A 20,254-nucleotide genomic window follows, 5' to 3' on the forward strand; every position below is an offset into this window, starting at 1 on the left:
CCATCCGCAGCCCTGCACGGGTAGGCACGTTCCCCGTATCGGACGCGGAGCTCACACGGCTGGAAACCATGCTCGCCTGGCTGGATTTTCGGCGCTCTTTTGGCCGGAAAAAAGTTGACAAAACACACCCGTCTCGAGGTACCTGAGGTGGCGCGTTGACACACTGGCGCGCGTGGCCAGCTGGAGTTGGCTGAGCTGCCGTCTGGTTCGCCACTCTCGCAGAAGCTCACCGAATGATATCGAATTGATGGCCGTCACCCGCCCCCGTCGCCGTCACGCCCATCATTCTACCGAGGGGTGATGACAAGCATGGCGGTCTCCTAACTGTAGGCACCTAGGGCATAGGTGACCACAGTTAGGAGACCGCGGAGAATCGGCGGCGGCCTACTTCGCGACGAAGTGGAGGCGCTTGTTGACGAATTCGCCCATGCCGATCGGGCCCATCTCGCGGCCGAAACCGGAGCGCTTGACCCCGCCGAAGGGGATCTCGGCGGCCTCGGCGGCGATGGTGTTGACATGCGTCATGCCGACCTCGAGACCTGCAGCGACCCGATCGGCGCGCGCCTCGTCGGTGGAGAAGACCGATCCGCCGAGCCCGAGTGCGCAGTCATTGGCCAGCTCGAGGGCCTCCTCGTCGCTGGAGACCTTGTACACGGTGGCCACCGGTCCGAATATCTCCTCGCCATAGGATTCGGAGTCCCGGGGCACGTCGACGAGCACCGTCGGCGAATAGTAGGCGGCCGGTCCTTCGCCCAGCTCCCCGCCGACGAGGACCCGGGCGCCCTCGGACACGGCCTTCTTCACCTGGGCGTCGACCGTCTCGGCTGCCGTCCGCGATGACAGCGGCACGTACTCGTCGTCACCGAGCTTCGCCGGGTCTCCGGGCTTGAGACCGGTGCCGAGCTTGACGAGTTCGTCGACGAATTCCTCGTAGATGTCGTCCATGACGATGAGCCGTTTGTTCGAGTTGCACACCTGTCCGGCGTTGTAGGTGCGGAATTCCCAGGCTTCACGGGCCACCGCGGCGACATCCGAAGCGTCGAGGACGACCATGGGGTCGATTCCGCCGAGTTCGAGCACGGCCTTCTTGAGGTTCTGCCCCGCCTGCGCGCCGATGATCGCACCGGCCCGCTCGGAACCGGTCAGGGACACGCCCTGGACGCGGGGGTCGGCGATGATCGAAGCGATCTGGTCGTGGTTGGCGAACAGGTGCGAGTAGCCGCCTTCGGGCACACCCGCCGCGAGGAAGATCTCCTCGATGAGCAGAGCCGAACGGCCGCAGATATCGGCATGCTTGAGCATGATCGTGTTGCCGAGCACGAGGTTCGGGGCCGCGAAGCGGGCCACCTGGTAGTACGGGAAGTTCCAGGGCATGACGCCGAGCAGCGCGCCGATGGGCAGGGCCTCGATGCGGGCGGTTCCGGGGATCGTGCTCGGGATCTGGTAGTCCGTGGCCAGGCTGGGGCCGTGGACGCCGTAGTACTCGATGATGTCGGCGGCGAACTCGACCTCGTCGACGGACTCCTCATAGGACTTGCCCATCTCCGTCGAGATCGTGCGCGCAAGTTCGTCTTTGCGTTCGTGGAAGATCTCGGCCGCGCGGCGGACGATTCCCGCCCTCTCCTGGATGTCGGTGTCCTTCCAGGTCAGGTAGGTGGCGTGGGCGGCAGCGACGGTGTTGTCGATGTCGGTGTCGGTCGCCTCGGCGAAGGTTTCGACGGTCTGACCGGTGGCGGGATTCTGGACGCGATAGTTCGACATGGTTGCTCCTGTGGTGGTTTCGAATGGTGGCATGGTGGGGTCAAGGCAAGATCAAGCGGCACCGCGGCTCCATCACCGCGGTCTGTTATCACCCATACCATCGACAGAAGCGCCCGAAGGGACGCGAACGATCATTCCGAAATGATCGTAGTACAGATCGCAGACTTTCACCGAGGCGGCCCATCACCGCATGGGTCACGGGTTCAGCGCACGACCTCGCGGTGAGTGGTGTCGAGACGACGCGCCCACCCGCGCGAGTCGAGGTGTTCGAGCAGCGGAATGACCGTCCTCCGCGTCGTGCCCAGCGCCTGTCTGGCCTGACTCGTTGTGAACGGCTGCTCAAGACCGGCGAGTTCACGCATCGCCTGGGCGGGGGTGCGTGGGGAGACGACGATTCCGTCGCCGAGGCGCAGCACCCGTCCGGCCTTCTCGGCGACCGCGAGCTCCCGCGCTCCCAGACCGAGTTCGCGGAGGTCATCGGCTTCCGGGGCGGAGAACGGATCGGCGGCGAGACGTCGTTCGAGTTCGACGAGTCCGGCTTCGGCGGGTCCGAGATCCGCCGCGTGGCCGGGCGGCCGGACCATGCCGTCAACGGTTTCGAGGCCGGCGCGGGAGATGATCTCGCCGAGCAGGGTGCGAGTCGCCGCGGCCGCGCCTTCGGGCAGGGGCAGGCGTGCTTTCGTCGGTGTCTTCGCTGCGGCGCTGCGAGCGCTGTCGGCTGTCTCGACGCCTCGCCGCAGTGCTTCGGCAACGGCTTTGACGGGGACTCCAGCGGCCATCGGTCGGGCTGTGAGTTCGCGGCCGACCAGGGTCCTCGCGGTTTCGACCCAGGCGGCGAGCGCGGGAGTGTGGACGAGCCATCCGCCCACGGCTTCGACCTCCTCGGGCCGGGAAGAACTCGACACTTCCAGACCGAATCGGACGAGGACGGTGCGTTCGACGGCACCGCGGCGGGCCACCTCGGCGAGGATGTCCCCCTCGACCGGACGCTCGGCCAACTGACGTCCGCGGCGGGCACCGGCGCCCCGGCGTGAGAGTTCGGGCGGGTCGACGTCGAGGACGACGAGGCCGGCGAAGACGTTGCGGCTGCCCGGCGCGCGCAGCACGATCCGGTCACCGAGCCGCAGCGGCAGAGGCCGTTCCAGCGTGAGCCGGGCGTGGTCGGCGCCGAATCCTCGCAGTCGGGCGCGAACGGCGGCCGTGCCGATGTGGGCCATGAGTTCGCGGACGCCCGCGTCGAGGGCCTCGCCCATGGTGCGGCGGACGTCGATGACGTCGACGACCGGCCACGCATCGGGGGTGAGCAGGGCGTCGCCGCGGTGGAGATCCTCGGCGGGGGTGTCGCGCAGGTTCACGGCGACGCGGGCCTGCGGGACCGCCTCGGTGGTGGTGGAGTTCTTCGACTGCAGTCCGCGCACGGTCACGGTCCGGCCGATCGTCTCACCGACCAGATCGACGGTGTCGCCCGTGCGCAGCGTCCCGGCCGTGAGCGTGCCGGTGACGACGGTGCCCGCGCCCTTGATCGTGAACGCGCGGTCGACCCACAGCCGCACCCGCGCCGAGGTGTCCGCGGGCTCGGCCGCGGCCGTGACCTCGTCGAGGACGGAGATGAGCTCGGGCAGACCGTCCCCGGTCGTGGCGGAGACCGTGACGATGGTAGCGTGCTCGAGTGGAGTGCCGCGCAGCTGGGCGCCGACCTGCGATTTCGTGGTCTCGATGGTGTCGGGGGCGAGGTCGGCGCGGGTGATGACGACGAGGCCGCGGGTGATCCCGAGCGCGGCGATCGCGTCGCGGTGGTCGCTCGACTGGGCCTGCCAGCCCTTGTCGGCGGCGATGACGAAGCAGGCGATGGGTGCCGGTCCGAGGCCGGCGAGCATGTTCGCGAGGAACTTCTCATGCCCGGGGACGTCGACGAACGCGAGTTCCCGACCCGAGGGCAGAGTCGTCCACGCGAAGCCGAGGTCGATCGTCAGGCCGCGTTTGCGCTCCTCGGCCCACCGGTCGGGTTCCATTCCCGTGAGGGCATTGACCAGGGTGGACTTGCCGTGGTCGACGTGCCCGGCGGTGGCGATGACGAAGGTGTCGGGGTGCGGATTCTGATCAGGCATCGTTGTCGTGAGATTCTTCGCCGAGGTGGTCCGCGGTCAGCACCCGCCGGACTGCGGCGGCGATGCGGTCATCGTCTGCCTCGGGCACACATCGCAGGTCGACGAGGCAGCGCCCCTGGTGGGTGCGAGCGACGATCGCGGGGTCTCCGGTCCGCAGTGCGGCGGCGCAGGCTTCGGGAAGTTCCACTGCCCAACCAGGCAGCGGTACGCCGGGGGCTCCCCCGCCGCCGACGCGTCCGTCGTGGGCCACGACCTTCGCTCCGACCGCCTCGGCGAGGGAATCGGTGCGTCTGCGCAGGTGATCCGGGTCGATGTGGAGGGCATCGTGGACGGGGTTTGCGGTGTGCGTGATCGTTGCTTCGAGCGCGGCGAGGGTGAGTTTGTCGGTCCGCAGCGCTCGGGCCAGGGGGTGCTTCGCCACCGCCTGCACCGCTTCGGTGCGGCCGAGGATGAGTCCGGCCTGAGGTCCTCCGAGGAGTTTGTCGCCGGAGACGATGACGAGGTCGGCACCGGCACGCAGAGCGGTGTCAATGTCCGGTTCTGCCGGGAGTGAGGGATCGGGGGTGAAGAGGCCCGAGCCGAGATCGACGATGAGCGGCAGATCGTGTTCGTCGGCGAGAGTGCGCAGTTCTGCGACGTCGACGGAGGCGGTGAACCCTTCGACGCGAAAGTTGCTCGTATGCACTTTGAGCAGACTCGATGTGGTCGCGTCGATCGCCTCGGCGTAGTCGGAGAGGTGTGTTCGGTTCGTCGTGCCGACTTCACGCAGGCGGGCGCCGGTGGTGGTCATGAGGTCGGTGAGACGGAAGCCGGCACCGATTTCGATGAGCTCACCGCGGCTGATGACGATCTCGTCGGGACTGCCGGCAGCTGAACCGGCGGTGGCAGTCGACCCGACAGTCCCGGATGCAGCGCCGCGGCCTCGCAGTGCCGTGACCGCAAGCAGCAGAGCGGCGGCACCGTTGTTGACGACGAGGGCGTCCCCAGCTGCGGGGCAGGCTCGCAGCAGTGCGGTCTTCGCCCCGGTTCCGCGTTTGCTGCGTTTGCCGCCGGCCAGGTTCATTTCGACGTCGACGTATCCGGCTGCTTCGGTGACGGCCTGCGTTGCCGCAGGTGACAGTGGTGCGCGGCCGAGGTTCGTGTGAACGAGGATGCCGGTGGCGTTGAGCACCGGGGTCAGGGAGGAAGCCGTACGGGAACGAAGCGTGGAGACGAGGGTGGGGGTCACCTCGGCGACGGGGATCTCACCATTGCGGGCGGCGTTCTGGACTTCGGTGATGATCGCCTTGACCGTCGCCTGATTGAGGTGTTCACCTGCGGCGATGATGTCCGGTGAGGCGAGGAGGAGGTCCGTGCGCGGTATGCTGCGACGCGGGTCGGACTCGACCATGGGGCCTCCTCGGGTGTGCCGACGCACGGGCGCGAACCGGTGGCGCGCTGCTCTCGCCTGCCTTCGCGTCCGCCGGCGAAACGGGTGGACTGTGGCGGAGGCGGACGGGAATCGAACCCGCCAGACCGAGATGCTCGGTCTCACTGGTTTTGAAGACCAGGGCGCCCACCAGGACACGGACGCCTCCACCGGCAATCCTATCGCGAACGGTCGCCGAGGGGACCCGGCCCGATTCACGATCGAGCCTCAGCCCCGATCCGGTGGCACTCCACACCGGTGACCGTGTGTCGGCGGCCGGCCACGCCGATCCCCACCAGTGTTAGTCTCCGGGTATGACTGCGATTCATGATCGTCTGACTTCATTCGCCCATGGTGGAGGGTGCGCCTGCAAGATTCCTCCGGGCGAGCTCGAGGACGCGGTGCGCGGGTTGGTCGGGCAGCCGGGTCCGGATGTTCTCGTCGGTCTCGACGACGGTGACGATGCCTCGGCGGTGCGGATCCGCGAGGATCTCGCGGTGCTTTCGACAGCGGACTTCTTCACACCGGTCATCGACGACGCCTACGACTGGGGTCGGATCGCTGCGGCGAACGCACTGTCGGACATCTATGCAATGGGCGGGACGCCGGTCACGGCGATCAATCTCGTGGGATGGCCGCGTGAGAAGCTGCCGATGGAGTTGCTCACCGAAGTCCTGCGCGGTGGGCTCGACGTCGCGGCGCAGGCGAACTGCCCCGTCGCCGGCGGGCATTCGATCGACGATCCCGAGCCGAAGTACGGAATGGCCGTGACCGGGGTGGCCCACCCCGATGAGCTCATGCGCAATGATGCCGCCGAGGTGGGGCTTCCCCTGACACTGACCAAACCGATCGGGGTGGGCATCCTCAACAACCGGCACAAAGTCACCGGTGAGAACTTCGACGAAGCCATCGCCACGATGACCTCGCTCAATGCCGATGCTGCCCGGGCGGCCGTCGCGGCCGGGGTGCGAGCGGCCACGGATGTCACCGGATTCGGGCTGCTCGGACACCTGTTCAAGATGGCTCGGGCCTCTGGGGTCGGCGCCGTCATCGACGCGGCCGCGGTGCCCCGCCTCGACCGAGTGGATGAGTCGATCGCCGATGGTTATGTCTCGGGCGGAACCAGGCGCAATCTCGATTGGGTGCGCCCGAACCTCACCGCCGACGACTCGGTGACCGAGGACGAGCTGTTCCTCCTCGCCGATGCGCAGACTTCAGGCGGACTGCTCGTCGTCGGTGAACTGCCCGGCCACCCGATCATCGGCGAGATCACCATCGGCTCGGGCGTGCACGTGCGGTGAGATTCACCTTCGGTTCGGAGTGACGTCCTCGTCGCGGAACTGTCGGAAGCTGGACAAGAAGAACCAGAAGAGGACACCGTTCCCGAGGCCGACAAGCAGTGCCTCCCACCAGGAGAAGGCGTCATTGCCCAAGCCCAAAAGGCTCATGCCGAAATAGATGAACGGGAAGAGCAGCGCCATGAACACACCGAGTCTGACGCTCTGACGATCCTGGAGCAGCTTCTTCATAGACTTCCTACGCTACTGCACATGCTGTGTTTTGCAACCCGTCTTGCTGGCCGTGCAGAGCATCCCACGCTGTTGCCCGCACAACACCCGGAGCATCTCACACCGTCAGCGACAAAACACATCTCTGACCGCACAGCGAACCGATAGCGGCACAACACACCGATAGCGGCATAGCGCAGCGGTGCACCGGGAGGTTATGTCGCTGCGGGTGAGGGGTCCGGCGGCATCGGCCTCAGCGTCGTCTGCCAGCCAGCGCCCCTACCAGCCGGTCGTGATCGAGTCGTCGGTGATGCCGCGGGCCCGACGCTCCTCGAGGCGAGCGCGCTGGGGTTCGACGACGTGACGCGGATCCTTCGTCGATTCGATGCCGGCCTCGAGCACCCCGAAGCGGGTGTACGCCGAGGCGGCGGCGAGTGCCGCACCGGAGACGACCGAGAGCGCACGCAGCGCCGTCCTCGTCTTCCAGCTCCGCTTGCCCCCGGCACCGAAGGCACCACTCGATGCGTCAGTCTTACCGGCCAGCTTCTTCGCGAACACTCGTGCCGCCACCTCGACGGCGGCGGCACCGGCGGCACCGGCAAGGAGCAGCTTCTCGGCCCGGTGGAGTTTGTGGCCGGGTTCGCCGTCTTCCATCGGATCGACCTCGGCGGGGTGCATGCCCTTCTTCATCTGATCCATCGCCACCATCTCACCGGCGGCACCGGTCAGCGCCAGAAGACGAGCCGGACCGGTCTCGCGGATCGGAGCCAGCGCCATTCCCGCTCCCCCGGCGGCCATCGATGCCGAGGCCACGAACACATATGAGAGTCCGTTGCGACCGGCAGCGTTCCACGTGGGAACCGCGGTATCGCCGAGCAGCGCGCCCGTGTAGGCGGCCAGAGGTGTGGCGAAGAGCGCTGACTCGATGGCGGCAGGCGTTTCGAGGGCGTGGAGCACGCGGCGCAGGGGGCCGAGCGGCAGCAGCTTCTCACCGGTCAGGCGATCGACTTCGATGGCGGTCAGCACGCCCGAACCGACGCCGAAGCCGGAGAGGATCCAGGTGCCCAGGCTCATCGGGGAGCTGACCTTGAACACGCGCATCATGTTGAGGAACCGTTCGGGCCGGCCGAGGTCGGCCACGAGCGCCGCTCCCCCGATTCCTGTTGCGGTGATCGCTGTCATCCGTGAAGCGATGCGCAGACCGGGACGGTCGCTGAACTGTGCGCCCAGACCCAAGAGGGCCGAGCCACCGGCCAGACCGCCGAGGAACAGGTAGAGCCCGATCTCATCGCCCCAGGGCGGAGCCTTGACGATGGGTCGACCGTAGTAGGAGGTGAATTCGACGTCCTCGACCATCGGCATCTCACGGTTGCCGTCGGCCCCGCGGTTCTTCCAGCCACCGCCTCGCCGACCACCGGCACCCGGTCCACCACGACCGCCACCGGGCCGACCGCCTCGGCGGCGCTTCTTGCGTCCGCCTTCCGGCTCGGGTGGACGGTAGGAGTCATATTCGGACGTGCTCAACGGCGGCTCCCGAGGAAGGCGAGTCCGACGGCGGCGACCATGCCGAGCGCCGCGATGCCGGCATTGGCGTACATCTTCGGCAGGTCCTTCGTCGGCACACGCGGATCCGGCGGCAGCCCGTAGACCTCGGGCTCGTCGAGGATGAGGAAGACCGATCCGGTGCCACCGACCCCGTCGTTCGGGTTCGCGCCGTAGAGGCGAGCCTCGGTCAGACCCTTCGCATGGAGATCGGCCACGCGGGCGTGAGCCTTGTCGACCATGTCGTCATGGTCGCCGAATTTGATCGATTCCGTGGGGCAGGTCTGCGCGCACGCCGGTTCCTGCCCATCGACGAGGCGGTCATAGCACAGGGTGCACTTGTTGGCCGTGTTCTTGTCCGGCACGTCCATGTCCGAGGCGCTGCGATCACGGTCGGTGGGTGTGTTGATCGTGCCGTCATCGCGGCGCTCGATGACGCCGAAGGGACAGCCGGCCACGCACGTTCCGCAGCCGTTGCAGACGTCGTTCTGCACGACGACGGTGTCGAATTCCGTGCGGAAGAGCGCTCCCGTGGGGCACACGTCCAGGCAGCCGGCGTGGGTGCAGTGCTTGCACACGTCCGAGGACATCAGCCAGCGGAAGTCCGCCGTGTCCGGGGGCGTCGTATCGAGGTTGGCGATGTCCTCGGGATCGCTCGGTTCCAGGGCGCCGGGTGCCAGCAGATCGATGCCCATCGGTGGGGTCGAGGGCAGTCCTCCGCTTCCGGCAGACCCATCCGCTGCCGCACCGAGGGCACCGCCGAGTGGCTGGGCACCTGCCGACTCATCCGTGCGCGGACGGATCGTCGGCATGCCGAGGTTGACGAGTTTCCGCCCCGACTCGCGGGCGGCTTCGATCCGCTCGGAGTCCTGTTCGATGAAGGCGACGTGTCGCCAGGTGTTCGCCCCGAGGCTGCCCGTGTTGTCATACGAGGATTCGAGGAGTTCGTAGGTCCCGTCCTGCGGATTGTTGTTCCACTCCTTGCAGGCGACCTCACAGGCCTTGCAGCCGATGCAGATCGACGTATCGGTGAAGAACCCTTTGCGCTCGTGCGCGGAACCGTGCCAGTGCCCATCCGCAACGGCATCGTTCTCGACGGTCGATGTCGACATCAGTCCTCCTCCTCGTTTCCTGTGGTGTCCACCGTATCCGTCTGGGCACCCTCGCCGAGGTTGCCCTGCTGAGCCTTGTCGGCATCCTTGCCGATGTAACCGCGGTCGGGGTCGCCATCGGTCGGGTCCCCATCGTCCGCGCGGTTCGCGTCCACGGTCTCGGTCGGGTTCTGGTCCACGCTGTCGGTGGGTCCAAGATCGGCCCGGCCCGTGCGATCATCGGCACTGTCGACGGCTTCGTCTCCGAGGGTGCGCCCAGGGGTGACACCCACGGCGGAGTCCCCACCGCGATGCGGATGCCCGCCCTTGCTGGCCGCAGAGTCCGCGGCCAGGGACTCGGCGACGACGTCATCGGAGACCGTGACCAGCTGATTGCCCGATTCCGGGCTCAGACCCGCCTCACGCTGATACTTCTCGACGAAATCGACGAGCTCCGGACCCCGTGGACGGCGTCCCGGAATGATCGTGCCGGCCACGTACTTGCTGTTCTGGATGAACACATTGGGGTCCATCGTCACGCCCAGCAGATCATTCGCGGAGTCACCTTCGACCGTGGCGTCTCCGCCGACGCCCCAGTGGTAGGGCAGGCCGATCTGGTGGATGGTCTTCCCGCCGACCGTCAACGGCGTCATCCTCCGGGTCACGAGCACGCGGGCCTCGATGGCGGCGCGCGGGGAGACCAGCGTCGCCCATCCGTAGGGCTCGAGTCCCACCTCGGCGGCGAGCTCCGGGGAGATCTCACAGAACATCTCCGGCTGCAGCTCCGAGAGGTAGGGCAGCCACCGCGACATTCCTCCTGCGGTGTGGTGCTCGGTCAGGCGGTAGGTCGTGAACACGTACGGGTAGACCTCGGAACCGGGATTGCCTGCGGCCGGGGCCGAGAGGTTGTCCTCCCTGCGCATCACCAGTCGTGTCGGGCTCGACTGTTGCTCGTAGAGCGGGTTGGCCACCGAGGATTCCTGCGGCTCGTAGTGCGTGGGCATCGGCCCGTCGACCATGCCGCTGGGCGCGAACAGCCAGCCCTTGCCGTCGGCCTGCATGACGAACGGATCGTCCCCGTCGAGGTTGGCGGGTCCGCCGTAGGGCTGATCCGAGCGGGCCGAGGGTGCCCGGTCGATCGGGAAGTCGGGGACGTCCTTGCCCGTCCACTTTCCGGTCTCTTCGTCCCACCACACGAACTTCTTCCGCTCCGACCAGGGTGTGCCGTCGGGTGCTGCAGAGGCGCGGTTGTAGAGGATCCGTCGGTTCGCCGGCCAGGCCCAGGCCCATTCGGCGGCGGTCTCGTCCTGCTCGGCTCGGGGCTTGCGTCGGGCGGCCATGTTCTCGCCGCCTGAATAGATTCCCGCGTAGATCCAGCAGCCGCCTGCGGTGGTGCCGTCGTCGGTCATCTGATTGAAGTTATCGAGCGGCTGTCCGTCCTTGTCACCGCCGACGTAGTAGCCGTTGATCTCGGCCAGCACGGATTCGGCGTCGACCTCACCCTCCTCATCGACCGGGTAGTCCCAGGTCATGTCGAGGAGCGGACGATCACGAGGATCGTCGGAGTCCCCCAGCTTCTCGCGCACCCGTTTGCCGAGTTCGAAGAAGAAGTCGAGTTCGCTCTGCGCATCGCCGGGTGGGTTGACGGCCTTGTGCCGCCACTGCACGAGACGCTGCGTCTGGGTGAAGGTGCCGGCTTTCTCCGTGTGGTTGGCCGCGGGCATGAAGAACATCTCGGTTTCGATGTCCTCGGTCTTGAGCTCACCGCTGGCGATCTCGGGGCCGTCCTTCCACCAGGTGGCGGATTCGATGAGACGGAAGTCGCGGACGACTATCCACTTGAGGTGGCTCATCGCCATGCGCTGCATCCGCCCGTTGGCCGAGCCGACGGCCGGGTTCTGGCCGAGCAGGAAGTACCCGTCGACACCGTCGTTGAGCATGCGGACCTGCGTCTGATACGTGCCGTGGGCACCGTTGATCTTCGGCAGGTAGTCGTAGGCGAAGTCGTTCTCCGGCGTGGCGGCATCGCCCCACCACGCTTTGAGCAGGTTGGTGGCATAGCTGCGTCCGTTCGCCCAGAAGCCCTTGTGGGTCTCCGGAGTGCCCACCGCCTTGACGTAGTCGTCGAAGGTCTCATGGACTCCGGCGCTGGGCATCGGCAGGTAGCCGGGCAGCAGGTTGAACAGGGTCGGTATATCGGTCGAACCCTGGATCGTGGCGTGTCCGCGCAGGGCCATGATGCCGCCGCCGGGACGACCCATGTTGCCCAGCAGCAGCTGGAGGATCGAGGCGGTGCGGATGAACTGGGCGCCCAGCGAATGCTGGGTCCAGCCCACGGCGTAGGCGAAGCACGTGGTGCGTTCGCGCCCCGAATTCCGGGTCACCGACTCGACGAGGTATTCGAAGTCTTCCGGTTTGATGCCGCAGTTCTCGGCCACCATCTCAGGCGTGTAGCGCGAGTAGTGGCGTTTGAGGATCTGGAAGACCGTGCGCGGGTCGCTCAGGGTCTCATCGGTGATGGGCGCCCCCGACTCATCGGTCTGGTACGACCAGGTCGAATTGTCGTAGGAGTTCGTCTCGGGGTCGAACCCGGAGAAGAGTCCGTCCAGGTCTTCTGTGTCCTGATAGTTCTCGCTGATGAGATTCGTCGCGTTGGTGTACGCGCGGACGTACTCATCGAAGTACGCACCGTCGCTGAGCACACGGTTGATGAGCGCACCGAGGAACACGATGTCCGAGCCCGCCCGGATCGGGACGTGCTTATCCGCGATCGCAGTGGTGCGGGTGAAACGAGGATCGACGTGGATGATGCGGGCACCACGGGCCTTGGCCTCGGTCACCCATTGGAAGCCCACGGGGTGGCACTCGGCCATATTGGATCCCTGGATGATGATGCAGTCCGCATTCGCCATATCCTGGACGGGTTGTGTGGCGCCGCCTCGCCCGAACGAGGTTCCCAGACTGGGAACCGTGGCGGAGTGTCAAATGCGCGCCTGGTTCTCGATCTGTATCGCGCCCGCCGCCGTGTAGAGCTTCTTCGCGAGGTAGTTCTCCTCGTTGTCGATGGTCGCCCCGCCGAGGCTGGCGATGCCCATCGTGCGACGCAGGGGGTGTCCCTTGTCGTCGACGTCCTCCCAATGGTTGCGGCGGGCTTCGATGAAGCGGTCGGCGACCATGTCGAGCGCCGTATCCAGATCGAGCTTCTGCCAGTCCTTGGCACGCGGAGCGCGGTAGAGGACCTCGGTGACGCGTCCGTTGGCATTGACCAGCTGTTCGCTGGCGGCTCCCTTCGGACAGAGACGTCCACGCGAGATCGGCGAATCCGGGTCGCCTTCGATCTGCACGACCTTGTCATCCTTGACGAAGATCTTCTGTCCGCAGCCGACGGCGCAGTAGGGGCACACGGACTGGACGACCTTATCGGCCGTAGCCGTGCGCGGGGTGGTGTCTCGGGTCTTCTGGGACACGACAGATTCTCCGCGTCCCGTCTTGTCCGAGGTGCGGAATTGCCGGAGTACCGGCCACTCGAGGAAGCTGAACCGAGCCATGGCTCAACCATAGACCCTCACATGCGGAAAATGCATCAGGCGAGCCGCAGTGGAATCACCGCGTCCTGCAAGGTGAGACCGCCTGAGTCGAGCGGTCGGTGACGACCGTTCGGCTCAGGCGGAAAGAGCTTGGGTTCAGGCCCCGGGAAGGGACCGGCTCAGACCCGGCGAGCGAGCAGGATGGCGTCATCGAGTTCGGCGGGTTCGCCGTCCGGTGAGGTCACCTGTCGGGTCCGGGTCTCGGCGAGTTCGATCTCCCAGCGATCGGGGCTGGCACCGATGAGCAGAGCGAAGTCTCCGTTCGGGCTCACCGGTTCGTGGTGGTGGTCCATCCCGTGGTCGAGCTTCTCATTGTGTTCGGCCGCCCACGGCGGCATCGTGGCATGGGAGACGAGCAGCAGGGCACCGCCCGGTGCCACATGTTCGGCGACCCGGGCGAGCAGCTCTTCCCGGGTGTCGGGCAACCGGGTGTGGAGGAAGAATCCGGTGACGAGGTCGAAGCCGCCTCGGCGATCGGCGTCTTCCGATGATGCGGACTCCGGTGCCCAGGTGGAGATGTCGGCGACGGCGAAGTCGGCCTTCGCTCCGCGGTCGTCGGCGGCCCTGCGGGCACGGTCGATGGCCGTGGTCGACAGATCGATTCCGGTGGCGTCCCAGCCGTGTTCGGCCAGCCAGACGACATCGGCACCCTCTCCGCAGCCGACGTCGAGGGCGCGGCCGGGCGCCATGTCACCGACGAGGGCCACGAGGGCTTCATTCGGGCTGCCCGACCACACGGGGTCGTCAGATTCGGAGTAGCGCTCTTCCCAGGCCGCCACGGAATCCGGGACAGCGATGGATTCGGTCACTGGTCGACGCCCGGATCGGCGGGGATGGAATCGGGGCCGTCGTCCGCGGCCTCGGTCGAGGCGGCAGCGTCCTGCTTGGCCAGTTCGGCGCGGACTTCGTCCATATCGAGGCCCTTGACGGCGGTGATGACCTGCTCGAGCTGCGGTGCGGCGAGCGCACCCGGCTGAGCGAAGACGACGATTCCCTGGCGGAAGGCGACGAGCGTCGGGATCGAGGAGATCGCGAAGAGGCCGGCCAGCTGCTGCTGGGCTTCGGTGTCGATCTTGCCGAAGGCTATGTCGGGGTTGGCCTCTGCGGCCTGTTCGAAGACCGGAGCGAACTGCTTGCACGGGCCGCACCAATCGGCCCAGAAGTCGAGAAGGATGATCTCGTTGTCGTTGATGGTCGATTCGAAGTTGTCCTGAGTGATTTCGATCGTAGACATGCGGGTCAGTCTAGGAGCCGAGGATGAATGATGTCTGGACGGGGTTGGCATTTCTCCTGGACGGCATGCTCCGCGCACTCTGTATTGTCACGAACTCAGTCCAGGGCGAGGTCCACAATCGGTTCGTCCTCGGCGATGGCGGTGAAGACAGCATCCGCCTCGGGGGCGATGACGACCCGGTTGGGGTCCTCAGGAGCCTTCGTCCAGGGCATGATCGCGAAGGTGATCGCGTCCTCGGGCACCGAGGAGACCGTCGAGGCCAAGGAACCCAATGCCGAAACCGAGTCGAGTTCTTCGTCGACGCTCAGCGAAGAGGTGACGGCGTCGAGGAAGCTGTAGAGGCGGTCGGGACGTGACAGGACCTGCGCGCTCTTGGCCCGGTCGATGATCGATTCCATTACCATCTGCTGATTGCCCATGCGGGAGATGTCGCTGCCGTCGCCGACGGCATGGCGGGTGCGAGCCAGCGCGAGGGCATCGCTGCCGTCGATGGTCTGGTGACCGGCAGGCAGGTCGAGCTGGGCCTTGGAGTCCTTGAGCGGTTCGTCGAGATCGACGGTGATCCCGCCGAGGGCATCGACGATCGTCGCGAAACCGTCGAAATTCACCTCGATGAAGTGATCGATGCGCACGCCGGTCAGGGCTTCGGCAGCGGAGACCGAGCAGGCGGGACCGGAGTTGAGGGCGGAATTGATCATTCCGTGGACGGCGCTCGAGGCTCCGAAGCCGGTGTCGGTGCAGGCGGGGATGTCCATGATCGTGTCTCGCGGGATCTGAACAGCATCGATGCGGGAGGTGTCGGCCGAGATGTGGGCGAGGATCATCGCATCGCTGCGAGCGCCTTCGGCCGTGCCGTATCCCGAAGAGGCGGCTCCGTGCCCGCCGTCCTCGACACCCATGCCCTCGCCGGTGCTGCCGTCGTCCTCGGCGTTCCCGGAGTCGAGATCTCGCGTGTCCGAACCGAGGATGAGCACATTCGTCTCGTCCGTGAGCTTCTCGGGCACGGCACTCTCCTCTCCGGCACGCAGGGGCGAGGAGCTGATATTGGAACTGAGGTTGTGAACGACCGCCACGATCGTCACCGGAACTGCGATGACCATGACCGCGATCAGGGCCACGATGGTGCGGCGGCGTCGGTACTTCATGGCGAGACGACGCTGACGCCGCGGTCCGATCTCCGGCAAACCTGCACTCCTTCATTTCACTCTGTTTCAGATTGCATACAATCCTAAACACAGGTTCTCAGTGCAATCCGTCATTCAAGCCGTCCAGACTCTGTTAGAATGGATTTGTTCCTGTACGACACTGTGCGGAACGTGTGGCGTTGCGAGCGTAGGTAGATTCGCTCCGCGCCCTGCAGTCGCCGAATCAGCGCGTGTCTACCATCCGCGCTTCTCATACTTTCTCTTCACTTTTCAGTCCAGTCGTACCTCGACTTCAATCCAGCACCTTCGAGTGCGTTATCGTCACCGAGCTTTCCGCTTCTTCGCCTGAGACAAGGATTTTTCACATCAGCACGAATTCCGGAGCTTCGGTTTCACCACAGTTTTTCGTTGGATCCGCGTACGACACTCGGTTCGTCCAACGAGAAGTCACACCATCAGACCAACGGCTGCTCGGCACTGTCGATCAGCTCCAGGCTCTGCAGGTGTGAACAGCCGGACCCGGTCACGGGTCCGACCATCACGACCGCACCAGCGGTCATCAGCTAAAAATAAGGATACAAAGATTATGGCAACAGGTACCGTGAAATGGTTCAACGCGGAAAAGGGTTTCGGATTCATCCAGCCTGACGACGGTTCGGCTGACGTGTTCACCCACTTCTCCGCGATCGAAGCCTCCGGCTACCGTGAGCTCACCGAGGGTCAGAACGTCGAGTTCGACTCTGAGATGGGTTCCAAGGGCCTGCAGGCGACTCGCGTCCGCGGCCTCTGAGACTCACTGTGAGTCTCATCAGAGACATCACAGGTCTCTCTCGAGACTTCTGAGATTCATCGGAGACCCTCCGCTTTCGGCACCGTCGTGATCGTCTCATCGGTCACCAGTCGCGGTCGGATGGTTTCCACCAGCGAAGCACCGAAGCAGTCAGCTGCCTCGGTGCTTCGCTCTATTCATGCCCGGTCCGCGCTCTTCATATCCGGTCCGTGCAATTCATGGTCTGTCCGTGCGGAACCGAGCTCTCAGCTGCTGCGCCGTCGGTCCAGCGCCCACCATAGGCCAAGGAACGTTGACATATAACTGTTGCGACTTCTACAGTCGTGGCAACGATCACAGGAGTGCTCAGACACACGACGGGGGCGGAGGCATGATGAGAAGAGGACGTCGGCTGAGCTGGATCATCGCCCTGCTGCTCCTCGTCACCGCGTGCCACGTCGCGGCGCATATTCCGCCGCTGACAAACTTCGCCGTCCTCTTCTGGGGACTCTCGCTGATCTTCCTCGTCATCGCCCTGATTCTGGCGATCATGCGCAGCCGGGAGCACGGTCGCAGCCGATGACTGATGTAGTCGCCCGGCCACCCGCCGAGGCCCCTCCTGCCGGTTCATCCCCGGCCTCCGGAAGCAGCCTCACCGCCGTCTTCGGTACCGAGACTCACCGCACCCGGTAGCGTGGGTTGTGACTCAGCGAATCCGATCACACAGGTGGTGCCCTCATGTCTCAGCCCGACTCCTCCATTCCGACGACCGTGGTCTTCGATCTCGGCAACGTCCTCATCGGATGGGACCAGTCGGGTCCGCTCGCTGACCGGATGAGCGCCGAAGAATGGCGCGACTTCGCCGCCGAAGCGGATTTCTCCGCCCTCAACTCCGCCTCCGACGCCGGCGTTCCGGTCGCCGAGATCGTCGCGCGGGCCGCTGCGACGGACCCTCGCCACGGCGAGATCATCTCCCTCTACTACGAGCGCTTCGAGAAGTCCCTGACCGGTCCGGTCGAGGGCATGGCCGAGGTCGTCGCCGAGCTCAAGGACTCAGGGACCAGACTGCTCGGCCTCTCGAACTGGGCGGCCGAGACCTTCCACCATGCCCCTGCAGCGGCACCGGCCATCAATGAGCTCGAAGACGTCGTCGTCTCCGGGCGCGAAAAGCTCATCAAACCCGATCCGGCGATCTTCCACGTGCTCACCGAGCGGTTCGACCTCGACCCGAGCCGGACCGTCTTCGTCGATGACCTGCCGTCGAACATCGAAGCCGCACGGAAGCTCGGATTCATCGGTCTCGTCTTCACCGACGCACAGTCCCTGCGCCGGGATCTGGCTGGTCTGGAGCTGCTGGAACCGACGAACCGCTGACGAGAACCAGAGCAACTCCGCCTGGGCAGAGCACGCTTCGCATTGAGCCGAAGTTCAGTCGCAGGGCCTAACGTGGCCAGTATGACATATGTGATCGCTCAACCCTGTGTGGACGTGAAGGACCGTGCCTGTGTGGATGAGTGCCCGGTGGACTGCATCTACGAAGGCGAACGGATGCTCTATATCCATCCGGACGAATGCATCGACTGCGGAGCCTGTGAGCCGGTCTGCCCGGTGGAGGCGATCTTCTACGAAGATGACGTGCCCGAGGAGTGGTCGAGCTACTACAAGGCCAATGTCGAGTTCTTCGACGACATCGGCTCCCCGGGCGGGGCTGCCGGCATGGGCGTGATCGACAAGGACCATCCGCTCGTCTCCGCCCTCCCGCCGCAGAACCAGTGATTCGCCGGGCGACGACGGCAGGATGCGTTCCACCCATTCCCAGTCGCCGTCTGCGGGCAGGACCTCGGTGCTGCGCGGGACCGATCAGCTTCCCTGTTCGAACTCGTCCTTCATCGCGGTGAGCGTGCGGTAGATGTTGATGCGCTGGAAGTCCGAGAAGGACTGCCCGCGCGTGACCACACGATCGAAGACCGCGGCCACCCAATCCGGCCAGCCGGTGCGATCATCGTTCCAGGTCTCGGTGACTCGCGTCGCTCCGCCGAGGTCCTCGAAGTCATAGGACCACGTGGCATTGCTGCCTTCGAGAGACGGCGAACGGGGACCGATCTTGCGCACCGTGAACGCGAACCGCCGGCCCGGCACGGAATCGATGACAACACTCTCGGTCACCCACCTCGCGCGGCCCCGCCGGTTGGTGCCTTCGAAGACCTCGCCCACCGACAACGGGCGTGCATCCGCGCGGGTGCTGGCACCGGTGTTCTCCGGACTCCACCGGGGCATCTGCGTCGGATCGGCCACCTGCGCCCAGATGGCGTCGGCCTCTGCACGGATGACAATGCTGCCGCTGACCTGCATGGTGCGTCTCATCGAATTCCCTTCCTCGGTCACCCACCCAGCCTAGGGGGTCGTTCCGGTGAGCACCTGCCCGAGCCGGACTCACTCCCTCGTGTCACCGGTCTTTCGGCCCCGACCCAAGAGCGCCTCTTGGTGAGCGACGGTCTGGTCGCGCAGGGCCTGCACGACCGCGGCGATGGCGGGTCTGCGCAGCGAGTCGGGGCGCAGCACCATCCAGTAGGGCAGACGTTCGGCCACCGTGTCGGGGAAGAGGCGCACGAGGTCCGCATGGCGATCAGCCATGAAGCACGGCAGGAATCCGACCCCGGCACCCGCTCGGGTGGCTTCGACGTGGACGAAGACGTTTGTCGAAGTCAGGGCATCTTTCATTGAGGGGAAGAGCCGCGTCGGTGCGTCCAGATCGTCGACCTGGAGCATGGAGTCGACGAAGTAGACGAGTCGGTGTTCGCTCAGTTCGTCCACCGAGGAGGGAGTGCTGTGGGCGGCCAGATAGTCGCGTGCGGCGTACAGTCCGAGTTCGTAGTCGCCGAGCTTCACCGCCTCCGCCCGGTGCACGCGCGGTTCGCCGACGACGACTTCGATGTCGAGCCCCGACCTCTGCTGCAGGGCTTGGCGAGTGACGGTGACGATCTCGACGCTCAGGCCCGGATGTCGGCGTCGGAGCCTGGCCACCGCGGGAGAGGCCACGTAGGCACTGAAGCCGTCGGTGGCGGTCATCCGCACCACTCCTGCCACCGGATCCGGCGCCTGTCCCTGTTCGCCGAGGCTGAGCACTGCCGCCTCCATCTGCTCGGCGACGACCACGGCCCGCTCTCCGAGCTCCGTGAGCTCCCACCCGCTGTCAGCGCGGGCCAGGACACGGCCGCCGAGGGATTTCTCCAACGCCGCGATGCGTCGGGAGACCGTCGAATGGGTCAGCCCCAAGTGGTGTGCCGCTGTCGTGAACTTCGCCGTGCGGGAGACGGCCAGCAGCACGAGCAGGTCATTGGGGGTGGTGTCCATGCCTGCCATAGTAGGCACAGACGATCACCTCGTGCCGTGTCCTCAGCGGACGATCTGCGGCGCTGGCGAGCGCGTCCATCTCAGCAGCACGACGATTCCGCAGATGAAGAACACGATCCCCGAGGCGACTAGTCCGGTGACGATGACGCCGATATCGCTGCCCAAGTCGACGTCGTCGACCGGTTGGGTCGGTGCCGTCCCCTCGGGGTCGATGAGGACCGTGATCGTATCGCCCTCGTCGAAATCATCGAAGCCGTCCTTGCCGCGGTAGATGAGCGGCTCGGCGACCGGACTGCCGTCGGTGCGCTCGAGGGTGTAGGTGTGCGTGTAGGCCTTCCGAGACCGGGACGAACTCGAGTCGTGCCGGGTCTTCACCTCGACCTTGTGGTCGACGACGACCACCTCGGTGACTTCGCCCGACTGTGACAGGGCCACATCCTCGGCGAGCATCACCGTGCCGATGAGGGCGATTGCGACGACCGGACCGGTGTACCAATACGCCCATGCGCTGCCCATGATCATGCGCATCGCCAAAGTGACTCCGACGAAGACGAGGACCCCGAGGACGATGGTCAGCAGCTGCGCGGACGGAATCAGGTAGCCGAGCGCGAAGACCACTCCGGTGCCGATGAGGAAGACGGCGCCGACGATGACGATGCTCAGGGGGTTCCGGCTGCCCCGATTCCGACGTCGGTCCCTCACGCCGCCATTCCTTTCCTTCCGGCGCTGTCCATCCGGGCACCGCTC

General features: G+C 65.9%; 17 protein-coding genes, 1 tRNA gene and 1 pseudogene. 5 read left to right on the forward strand and 14 right to left on the reverse strand.

Annotated elements, in window-relative coordinates; translation table 11 throughout:
- Positions 1–384: 384 nt before the first annotated feature.
- From ACPUD7_RS02905 to ACPUD7_RS02920, 4 genes are all read right to left on the reverse strand, one after another.
- Positions 385–1,761, reverse strand: coding sequence for an NAD-dependent succinate-semialdehyde dehydrogenase (locus ACPUD7_RS02905; RefSeq protein WP_425119072.1), 1,377 nt, complete (start codon positions 1,759–1,761; stop codon positions 385–387).
- 203 nt (positions 1,762–1,964) lie between these two features.
- Complete coding sequence (selB, locus tag ACPUD7_RS02910) at positions 1,965–3,869, reverse strand: selenocysteine-specific translation elongation factor (protein WP_135537746.1); 1,905 nt, start codon at positions 3,867–3,869, stop codon at positions 1,965–1,967.
- Positions 3,862–5,259 (reverse strand): L-seryl-tRNA(Sec) selenium transferase, encoded by a 1,398-nt coding sequence (gene selA / locus ACPUD7_RS02915; protein WP_425119073.1) that lies wholly within the window; start codon positions 5,257–5,259, stop codon positions 3,862–3,864. The genes selB and selA overlap by 8 nt, the downstream gene beginning before the upstream one ends.
- A 92-nt stretch (positions 5,260–5,351) precedes the next feature.
- Positions 5,352–5,446 (reverse strand) — tRNA-Sec (locus tag ACPUD7_RS02920).
- A 145-nt stretch (positions 5,447–5,591) separates the two neighbouring features.
- Here ACPUD7_RS02920 and selD point away from each other — a divergent pair.
- A complete protein-coding gene (gene selD / locus ACPUD7_RS02925; protein ID WP_425119074.1) occupies positions 5,592–6,578 on the forward strand; it encodes a selenide, water dikinase SelD in 987 nt (328 codons plus the stop codon).
- Positions 6,579–6,581: 3 nt separating this feature from the next.
- On the opposite strand, the gene ACPUD7_RS02930 is transcribed toward selD, so the two are convergent.
- The 7 genes and pseudogenes from ACPUD7_RS02930 to ACPUD7_RS02960 all read right to left on the reverse strand — a co-directional run bounded on the left by ACPUD7_RS02930 (position 6,582) and on the right by ACPUD7_RS02960 (position 15,423).
- Positions 6,582–6,806 (reverse strand): hypothetical protein, encoded by a 225-nt coding sequence (locus tag ACPUD7_RS02930; protein WP_425119075.1) that lies wholly within the window; start codon positions 6,804–6,806, stop codon positions 6,582–6,584.
- 258 nt (positions 6,807–7,064) lie between these two features.
- Complete coding sequence (gene nrfD, locus ACPUD7_RS02935) at positions 7,065–8,309, reverse strand: NrfD/PsrC family molybdoenzyme membrane anchor subunit (RefSeq protein WP_135537742.1); 1,245 nt, start codon at positions 8,307–8,309, stop codon at positions 7,065–7,067.
- Entirely contained in the window at positions 8,306–9,439 is a 1,134-nt protein-coding gene (locus tag ACPUD7_RS02940; protein ID WP_205683295.1) for a 4Fe-4S dicluster domain-containing protein, read from the reverse strand. The genes nrfD and ACPUD7_RS02940 overlap by 4 nt, the downstream gene beginning before the upstream one ends.
- Positions 9,440–9,798: 359 nt before the next feature.
- Positions 9,799–12,966 (reverse strand): annotated as a pseudogene (fdnG, locus tag ACPUD7_RS02945) (formate dehydrogenase-N subunit alpha); the annotation flags it as partial.
- 158 nt (positions 12,967–13,124) lie between these two features.
- Entirely contained in the window at positions 13,125–13,814 is a 690-nt protein-coding gene (locus ACPUD7_RS02950) for a class I SAM-dependent methyltransferase (RefSeq protein ID WP_425119076.1), read from the reverse strand.
- Entirely contained in the window at positions 13,811–14,239 is a 429-nt protein-coding gene (trxA, locus tag ACPUD7_RS02955) for a thioredoxin (RefSeq protein WP_135537738.1), read from the reverse strand. The genes ACPUD7_RS02950 and trxA overlap by 4 nt, the downstream gene beginning before the upstream one ends.
- A 95-nt stretch (positions 14,240–14,334) precedes the next feature.
- Entirely contained in the window at positions 14,335–15,423 is a 1,089-nt protein-coding gene (locus ACPUD7_RS02960; protein ID WP_240689576.1) for an LCP family protein, read from the reverse strand.
- A 547-nt stretch (positions 15,424–15,970) separates the two neighbouring features.
- Here ACPUD7_RS02960 and ACPUD7_RS02965 point away from each other — a divergent pair.
- The 4 genes from ACPUD7_RS02965 (at position 15,971) to fdxA (ending at position 17,929) form a co-directional block, all read left to right on the forward strand.
- Entirely contained in the window at positions 15,971–16,174 is a 204-nt protein-coding gene (locus ACPUD7_RS02965; protein ID WP_062240453.1) for a cold-shock protein, read from the forward strand.
- 373 nt (positions 16,175–16,547) lie between these two features.
- A complete protein-coding gene (locus ACPUD7_RS02970) occupies positions 16,548–16,736 on the forward strand; it encodes a hypothetical protein (protein ID WP_205683294.1) in 189 nt (62 codons plus the stop codon).
- Positions 16,737–16,891: 155 nt separating this feature from the next.
- Positions 16,892–17,527: an HAD family hydrolase gene (locus tag ACPUD7_RS02975; protein WP_135537736.1), complete on the forward strand. Its 636-nt coding sequence runs from the start codon at positions 16,892–16,894 to the stop codon at positions 17,525–17,527.
- A gap of 81 nt (positions 17,528–17,608) precedes the next feature.
- Entirely contained in the window at positions 17,609–17,929 is a 321-nt protein-coding gene (gene fdxA, locus ACPUD7_RS02980; protein WP_135537735.1) for a ferredoxin, read from the forward strand.
- Positions 17,930–18,013: 84 nt separating this feature from the next.
- Here fdxA and ACPUD7_RS02985 read toward each other — a convergent pair whose 3' ends face one another.
- The 3 genes from ACPUD7_RS02985 to ACPUD7_RS02995 form a co-directional block, all read right to left on the reverse strand.
- Positions 18,014–18,517 (reverse strand): SRPBCC family protein, encoded by a 504-nt coding sequence (locus ACPUD7_RS02985; RefSeq protein ID WP_135537734.1) that lies wholly within the window; start codon positions 18,515–18,517, stop codon positions 18,014–18,016.
- 69 nt (positions 18,518–18,586) lie between these two features.
- On the reverse strand, positions 18,587–19,507 hold the full coding sequence (locus tag ACPUD7_RS02990) for a LysR family transcriptional regulator (RefSeq protein WP_425119077.1): 921 nt from the start codon (positions 19,505–19,507) through the stop codon (positions 18,587–18,589).
- 42 nt (positions 19,508–19,549) lie between these two features.
- Positions 19,550–20,209 (reverse strand): hypothetical protein, encoded by a 660-nt coding sequence (locus tag ACPUD7_RS02995; RefSeq protein WP_425119078.1) that lies wholly within the window; start codon positions 20,207–20,209, stop codon positions 19,550–19,552.
- Between the last annotated feature and the right edge of the window lie 45 nt (positions 20,210–20,254).

The organism is Brevibacterium sp. FAM 24630 (assembly GCF_049804075.1).
Classification (GTDB): domain Bacteria; phylum Actinomycetota; class Actinomycetes; order Actinomycetales; family Brevibacteriaceae; genus Brevibacterium.

What these genes read in the sequence shown, in the direction of transcription:
- ACPUD7_RS02905 (WP_425119072.1), bottom strand. Translation starts at nt 1,761, where the DNA reads ATGTCGAACTATCGCGTCCAGAATCCCGCCACCGGTCAGACCGTCGAA.
- selB (WP_135537746.1), bottom strand. Translation starts at nt 3,869, where the DNA reads ATGCCTGATCAGAATCCGCACCCCGACACCTTCGTCATCGCCACCGCC.
- selA (WP_425119073.1), bottom strand. Translation starts at nt 5,259, where the DNA reads ATGGTCGAGTCCGACCCGCGTCGCAGCATACCGCGCACGGACCTCCTC.
- selD (WP_425119074.1), top strand. Translation starts at nt 5,592, where the DNA reads ATGACTGCGATTCATGATCGTCTGACTTCATTCGCCCATGGTGGAGGG.
- ACPUD7_RS02930 (WP_425119075.1), bottom strand. Translation starts at nt 6,806, where the DNA reads ATGAAGAAGCTGCTCCAGGATCGTCAGAGCGTCAGACTCGGTGTGTTC.
- ACPUD7_RS02940 (WP_205683295.1), bottom strand. Translation starts at nt 9,439, where the DNA reads ATGTCGACATCGACCGTCGAGAACGATGCCGTTGCGGATGGGCACTGG.
- trxA (WP_135537738.1), bottom strand. Translation starts at nt 14,239, where the DNA reads ATGTCTACGATCGAAATCACTCAGGACAACTTCGAATCGACCATCAAC.
- ACPUD7_RS02965 (WP_062240453.1), top strand. Translation starts at nt 15,971, where the DNA reads ATGGCAACAGGTACCGTGAAATGGTTCAACGCGGAAAAGGGTTTCGGA.
- ACPUD7_RS02970 (WP_205683294.1), top strand. Translation starts at nt 16,548, where the DNA reads ATGAGAAGAGGACGTCGGCTGAGCTGGATCATCGCCCTGCTGCTCCTC.
- ACPUD7_RS02975 (WP_135537736.1), top strand. Translation starts at nt 16,892, where the DNA reads ATGTCTCAGCCCGACTCCTCCATTCCGACGACCGTGGTCTTCGATCTC.
- fdxA (WP_135537735.1), top strand. Translation starts at nt 17,609, where the DNA reads ATGACATATGTGATCGCTCAACCCTGTGTGGACGTGAAGGACCGTGCC.
- ACPUD7_RS02985 (WP_135537734.1), bottom strand. Translation starts at nt 18,517, where the DNA reads ATGAGACGCACCATGCAGGTCAGCGGCAGCATTGTCATCCGTGCAGAG.
- ACPUD7_RS02990 (WP_425119077.1), bottom strand. Translation starts at nt 19,507, where the DNA reads ATGGACACCACCCCCAATGACCTGCTCGTGCTGCTGGCCGTCTCCCGC.